Origin of the sequence: Kineococcus indalonis (genome assembly GCF_009906395.1) — a bacterium.
Taxonomy (GTDB): domain Bacteria; phylum Actinomycetota; class Actinomycetes; order Actinomycetales; family Kineococcaceae; genus Kineococcus; species Kineococcus indalonis.
The window spans coordinates 1-6,037 of record NZ_JAAALM010000230.1 but is presented as its reverse complement, the minus strand read 5'-3'; the positions used below and the strand labels follow the sequence as shown (position 1 = coordinate 6,037).

5 protein-coding genes are annotated in these 6,037 nt (G+C 72.2%); all 5 read right to left on the bottom strand.

Annotated elements, in window-relative coordinates; all coding sequences use genetic code 11:
- The coding region (locus GTR00_RS12175; protein WP_166611884.1) for an ABC transporter substrate-binding protein at positions 1-1,428 on the bottom strand (1,428 nt) is incomplete at its 3' end.
- 60 nt (positions 1,429-1,488) lie between these two features.
- Positions 1,489-2,379, bottom strand: coding sequence for a carbohydrate ABC transporter permease (locus GTR00_RS12170; protein WP_205705649.1), 891 nt, complete (start codon positions 2,377-2,379; stop codon positions 1,489-1,491).
- Positions 2,376-3,362: a carbohydrate ABC transporter permease gene (locus tag GTR00_RS12165; RefSeq protein WP_166611883.1), complete on the bottom strand. Its 987-nt coding sequence runs from the start codon at positions 3,360-3,362 to the stop codon at positions 2,376-2,378. Before GTR00_RS12165 ends, GTR00_RS12170 begins: the two co-directional genes overlap by 4 nt.
- 13 nt (positions 3,363-3,375) lie before the next feature.
- The gene (locus tag GTR00_RS12160) at positions 3,376-4,242 is read right to left on the bottom strand and encodes an aldo/keto reductase (RefSeq protein WP_323132434.1); all 867 of its coding nucleotides are present in this window, start codon (positions 4,240-4,242) and stop codon (positions 3,376-3,378) included.
- Entirely contained in the window at positions 4,239-5,963 is a 1,725-nt protein-coding gene (locus tag GTR00_RS12155) for a GH39 family glycosyl hydrolase (RefSeq protein WP_166611882.1), read from the bottom strand. The genes GTR00_RS12160 and GTR00_RS12155 overlap by 4 nt, the downstream gene beginning before the upstream one ends.
- Positions 5,964-6,037: the final 74 nt, after the last annotated feature.

Genomic DNA, 6,037 nt, shown 5'->3' with positions numbered 1-6,037 from the left:
CACGTGGTCCTGGCCGGGGACCCAGTCCGGGAAGGCGTAGTCGTCCAGGGAGACCTCGGCCCCGCCGGCGCGGGCGGTCTCCACGGCGGCGTCCCGGTCGGCGTTGGAGGCGTCGTTCAGGGCGCGCAGCGCGGCGCGCAGGTCGGTGACGTCGCCGCCGAGGTAGCCCTGCACGATGTCGCCCAGGTGCGGGCTGACGGGCTTCTGGGCGGACTGCACCGCGCTGATCGCCGGGTTGCGCACGATCGGCTCCGGGGCCCGCTTCACGGTGTCGGCGAACCAGCGGACGAGCTGCTTGTACGGCTCGATGACGTCGGCGGACTCCACCACGGCCAGGTCGAACGGCGGCTGGTCCATGCCGCTGGCCAGGCCCTTCTGGTACTCCGTGCTCGTCATGGACTCCACGACCGCGATCGCCTGCTCGGGGTGCGCGGAGGTGCCGGCCACGAAGAACTGCGCGGCGGGCGTGCCGCGGTAGGTGGTCGCCGGGGCGCCGTCGGGGGTGAGGATCGGCCCGACGCCCATCGTCTCGACGAACTCCGGGACGACGTTCTTGGCACCGCCGGCGCACCAGGGGCCGTCGGGGAAGTACGCCGCCACCCCCGAGGCCCACCGGGTGCGGGCGTCGGCGACGGTGAGGCTGCCGCTGCCGGGCAGGATGAGCCCGGAGCCGTTGAGCTCCTTCCAGAACTCGATGGCGTTCACGTAGGTGTCGTCGTCGTAGGCGAACTCGCCGGTGGCGTACTTCGTGCCCTGGAAGCCGGGGAAGCCGGCGGCCTGGGCGAGGTCGTCGATCTGCTCGCGCATGCGCGCCACCCCGCCCAGGGCCAGGACCATGGGCGCAGCGTCCCCGCCGGCGGCCTTGACCCTCTGCAGGTTCGCCCGGAAGTCGTCGTAGGAGGCCGGCGGGTCGTCGGGGTCCAGGCCGGCCGCGGCGACGAGGTCGACGTTGAACCAGTGCGCCGCGGCGTACTGCTGGTAGCTGAACAGCGGCAGCCCGTACAGCTTGCCGTCGATGGTGGTGATGCCCTCGGTGTAGGCGCCCTCGGGCAGCGTCGCCCTCGCCTCCTCGGACAGGGTGATCTCGTGCAGCCAGCCCTCGGCGACGAGCGCCGGCAGGGGCAGGCCGACGATGTTGCTGTAGACGTCGGGCAGCTGCTTGCTCTGGTTGGCCAGCTGCAGCGCCTCGGTGGAGCGGGTGACGTCGTTGTAGGTGTACTCGACCTGCACGCCCAGGGCCTGGGCCTGCTTGACGGCCCAGTCCGCGTGGAACTTCTGCAGGGCGCTGAAGTGGTCCCACCAGCGCAGCGAGACGGGGGCTCCGGGGCCCGCGCTGCCGCCGCTGCCCCCGCCGCAGGCGGCCAGGAGCGCGGTTCCGGCGAGGGCGCCACCGCCGGCGAGCAGGGTGCGGCGGGAGGTGTGGGGCATGACGTTTCTCCTCATCGAGAGTGGTCGTGCGGGTGGTGGCGTGCGGGTGGTGCCGGGCGGTCAGGACTTGACGGCTCCGGCGATGCCTTCGACGAAGTAGCGCTGGAGGAAGAGGAAGAGCGCGACGATGGGCAGGATGGAGATGACGCCGGCGGCGGCCATGCCGGACCAGTCGGTGGCGTTCTCCCCGACGAAGGCCTGCATGCCCACCGAGAGGGTGCGCAGGTCCGGGTCGCTGAAGGAGAACACCAGCGGCAGGAAGAACGCGTTCCAGGTGGCCAGGAAGGTCAGCAGGGCGACGGTCGCGGTGACCGGCATCGACAGCGGCAGCATGATCTGGGAGAAGACCCGTAGGAAGCCGGCCCCGTCGACGGTGGCGGCCTCCTCCAGCTCCTTGGGCAGCTGCCGGAAGTACCCCGCGTAGATGAGGATGGCGGACACGTTCGCCGCGCCCGAGAGCGCCAGCACCATGCCGGTGAGGGAGTTCAGCAGGCCCAGCTCCATCGACAGCTTGACGATGGGGATGATCGTGTACCCGGTGGGGACGAACAGCGTGGCCACCAGGACGCCGACGACGACGCGCTGGCCGCGGAAGCGGAAGCGGCCCAGCACGTAACCGGCCAGCGCGCAGCGCACCACCACGATGACCACGGTGGACACCGTGAGCAGGACCGTGTTGACCATGTAGCGGCCGAAGTTCGCGTCGGTCCACGCCCGGGAGTAGTTCTCCCACGCGAACTCCTCGGGCACGATGCCCAGCCCGGCGGTGAAGACCTCCAGGGAGCTCTTCAGCGAGGCGGAGACCATCCACACGAACGGGTAGACCCAGACCACCGCCAGGGCGGCCAGCAGCAGGACCACCCCCCACCACGGGGCCCGTCGGGCCAGGCGCCGGGCGAGCGGGAGCCGTGCCGCGGAGGTGGGCGCGGAGGTGGGCGCGGCGGCGCTCACGAGAGGGCCTTGCGGCCGCGGCGGGCCACCACCAGCGCCCAGGCCTGCAGCGCGCCGACCGCCATGACGAACAGGCCGAAGAGGACGGCGGCGGCGGAGGCGAACCCGAGCTGCGGGATGGAGGCGCTGAACGCCCAGCGGTAGATGTAGATCTCGATGATCTCGGTGGAGAAGAACGGGCCGCCGCCGGTCATGGTCTGCATGAGGTCGAAGGCGTGGAAGGTGTCCTCCACGGTCAGGACGGTGATGATGAGCAGGAACGGCACCAGCAGCGGCAGGGTGACGTAGCGGAAGATGCCGAACGAGCCGGCCCCGTCGATGCGGGCGGCCTCGTACAGCTCGGTGGGCACCGTCTGCAGCGCGGCCAGCCAGTACACCATCGTGATGCCGAAGAACTTCCACACGTAGACGGCGGCCGCGGTGACCAGGGCGGTGCCGGAGTCGCCCAGGAAGTCGATGCCCACGTCCGCGCCGAAGGCCTTGAGGAACGCGGTGAACGGGCCGCTGGCGGGGTCGAAGACGAACTGCATCACGACGCCCACGATGGCGGTCGTCGTGACGACGGGCAGGAAGTACACGGTGCGGAAGAGGTTGCGCAGCGGCAGCCTCGGGGAGTTGAGCACCATCGCCAGCAGCAGGCTGAGCAGGATGCGCGCCGGCGCCACCAGCAGCGTGAAGACCAGGGTGATCTTCACCGACGCCCAGAAGGCGGGGTCGGCCAGCACGGCCCGGTAGTTGGAGATCCCGACGAAGCGCTGGCCGGAGGAGAAGCCGTTCCACTCCACCAGCGAGTACCAGTAGCTGGCGACGATGGGGTACAGCGTGTAGAGCCCGTACAGGACGATCGTGGGGGTGAGGAACGCCCAGACCCACAGGGTCTGGCGCCGGGTGTCCACGCCGCGGCGGCGCGCGGCCCGGGGGGCCGCGACGGGCGCGGCCGAGGGTGCCCCCGCAGCGGGGGCCGGGGTGATCGTTCTCGCCATCGAGCTGACCTCCCTACCGGATCTGGCTGAGCGAGAAGGTGGCGGGGTCGCCGCCGGTGCGGTGGCCGCGCTCCAGGGCGCTGACGGCGGCGACCTCGGCGTCGGTGAGGGCCAGGGCGCCGGCCGCCAGGTTCTCCCGCAGCCGCTCGCGGCGCGAGGACTTGGGGATGACGACGTGGCCCAGGTGCAGGTGCCAGGCCAGCACGACCTGCGCGGGCGTCGCACCGTGCGCCCGGGCGATGGCGGTGACGGCCGGGTCGGCGAGGTCGGCGCCCTGCCCGAGCGGGGAGTACGCCTGCACGACCATGCCGCGCTCGCGGCAGGTGCGCACCAGGTCGCGCTGCTGGAACGTCGGGTGCAGCTCGACCTGGTTGACCGCGGGGGCCGGCCCGCCGAGGGCGGCGAGGGTGTCCAGGTGCTCGACGAGGAAGTTGGAGACCCCCACCGCGCGCACCCGGCCCTGCGCGTGCAGGCGCTGCAGCGCGCGCCAGCTGTCCGCGTAGCGGCCCGCGGCGGGGTTGGGCCAGTGCACCAGGTACAGGTCCAGGGCCTCCACGCCGAGGCGGGCGCAGCTGTCGTCGTAGGCGCGCAGCGCCTGGTCGTGGCCCTGGTCGCCGTTGCGCAGCTTGGAGGTGACGAAGACCTCCTCGCGCGCCAGGCCGGAGGCGCGCAGCGCCGCCCCGACGCCGCTCTCGTTGACGTAGGCGGCGGCGGTGTCCACGTGCCGGTAGCCGATCTCCAGGGCGTCCTCCACGACGCGCTGGGCGTCCCCGGGGGGCACCTGGAAGACGCCGAGGCCGAGCTGCGGGACGGCGACGCCGTCGGTGAGGCGCACGGCGTGCAGCTGGCGCTGCGCGCCGGGGGGTTCCGGGGCGCTCACCTGGGCTCCAGGACGAGCATCGAGACCGACGGCAGCGGCAGGTGCACGGTGGTGGTGAGGACGCCGCCGTCGGCGCTGACCTCGCGCGCGGGTTCGAGCTCCTCCAGGCCCTGGCGGGCCTTGACGGCGGCGAGCTGCTCCTCGGTGGGGTCCTGCGGGCTGCCCAGCGCCTGCCAGGCGGTGTGGGAGTTGCTGTGCTCGGCGTCGATGCGGTGGTGGCTCAGGGAGTACGCGGCGCGGTCCAGGCCCTCGACGCGCACCTCGGCGGGCACGGGGCCGTCGTCGGTGCGGTGCTGGTCGTCGGTGTGCCGCCACACGAGCACGGTGACGCGGCCGGCGGCGTCGGTGGAGGCCAGGACGTCGACCTCCTCGCGCATGCTGCGCCCGTCGCCGGCGTCGAGGTCCTCGGCCGGGCTGGCGGCGCTGGAGGTGGCGGTGAGGCGGCGCCCGCCGAGGCGGGCGAGCATCCGGTAGGCGTTGAGCAGCGGCTTCTCGATCCCGCCGGCGGTGAGGAAGGCGCGGGTCCCCTCGAAGAACCGCTCGCCCTCGAAGTAGAAGCTCCAGGAGGTGGCCTGCTCGACGCGGACGGTCTCGGTCTCGTTGAGGTCGAGGATCTTCTTGAAGAGCTTGACCTGGAAGACCGGGTAGTACTCGGTGTTCTGGAACCGGAAGTTGGCGTTGTCGTAGACGCTGTAGTGCGCCGGGACGCCGGCGTCGCACTCGTCGACGATCGCGGGCAGCGCGTGGTACTGCGGGAACTCGGCGACGACGCGCTGCATGCGGCGGATCTCGTGGAGCATCTTGTGCGCGGAGGGGTTCTGCTGCTCGGGCGCCGGCCCGCCGGTGGGGCCGTACACGCGCCAGGGGGTGAACGCCGAGCCCTTGGTGTGGAAGGAGACGAAGTCCAGCGGCACGTCGTCGCGGGAGGTGTGGGTGAGGAAGGTCCGCAGGAACTCCACTCCCCCGCCGGTGACGGCCGGTCCGCCGACCTTCGCGTCGGGCAGGACGCTGCGCACGGCCTCGGCGGTGACGGTGTACAGCTCGCAGAACTGCTGCGGGGTGCCCTTCCAGTAGAAGATGTCCGGTTCGTTCCACAGCTCCCACAGCCACTCGCGCACCTCCTGCGCGCCGTAGCGCTCCAGGCAGTGCCGGGCGTGGGCGGCGACCAGGCCGCGCCACTTCTCGTAGTCCTCGGGCGGGTAGGCCCAGGCCCCGGCCTCGTAGCTGCTGTAGACGGTGGGGCTGGGGACGACCTGCAGCTCGGCGGCCTCCGGGGGCAGCAGGTCGCGCGGGGTGAAGGCGAGCTCGACGAGGACGTGGTGGCCGGCCTGCACGATCGCGTCGTAGGTCTGGTCGACGGTGGTGAAGTCGTAGTGCGGGTTTCCCTCGGCGTCCTCGTGGTAGACGTTGCCGTTGCCCCAGTGCGGGATCCCGAACCCGGTGCCCGAGCAGAACACGTAGTGCGGGCGCACCAGGAACGGGCGCGGGGACAGCTCCCCGAAGGTCCGCAGCAGCCTGCGGCCGGTGGGGGTGTAGGTCCAGTTGATCTCGTCGTACCCGATGCTCTCCCAGATCCGGGTGAGCGGGCCGCGGTCGCTGGCGGCGTCGACGACGACGGTGGCGCGCTCCACGTGCGCGGCGGTGGGGTCGCTGGGCGCGGAGCGCGGGAAGTGGTTGCTGTCGGAGGACAGGCCGGGGTTGTGAGCAGTGCTGGTGCTCATGGTTCGCCTTCCGGGCGCGGGGGCGTCGCGGCAGCGCGCGGGTGCTGCGGCAGCGCGACGGTGCGGGTGGGGAG

Coding starts and splice junctions, on each gene's coding strand:
- GTR00_RS12165 (WP_166611883.1), bottom strand. CDS start 3,362: ATGGCGAGAACGATCACCCCGGCCCCCGCTGCGGGGGCACCCTCGGCC.
- GTR00_RS12155 (WP_166611882.1), bottom strand. CDS start 5,963: ATGAGCACCAGCACTGCTCACAACCCCGGCCTGTCCTCCGACAGCAAC.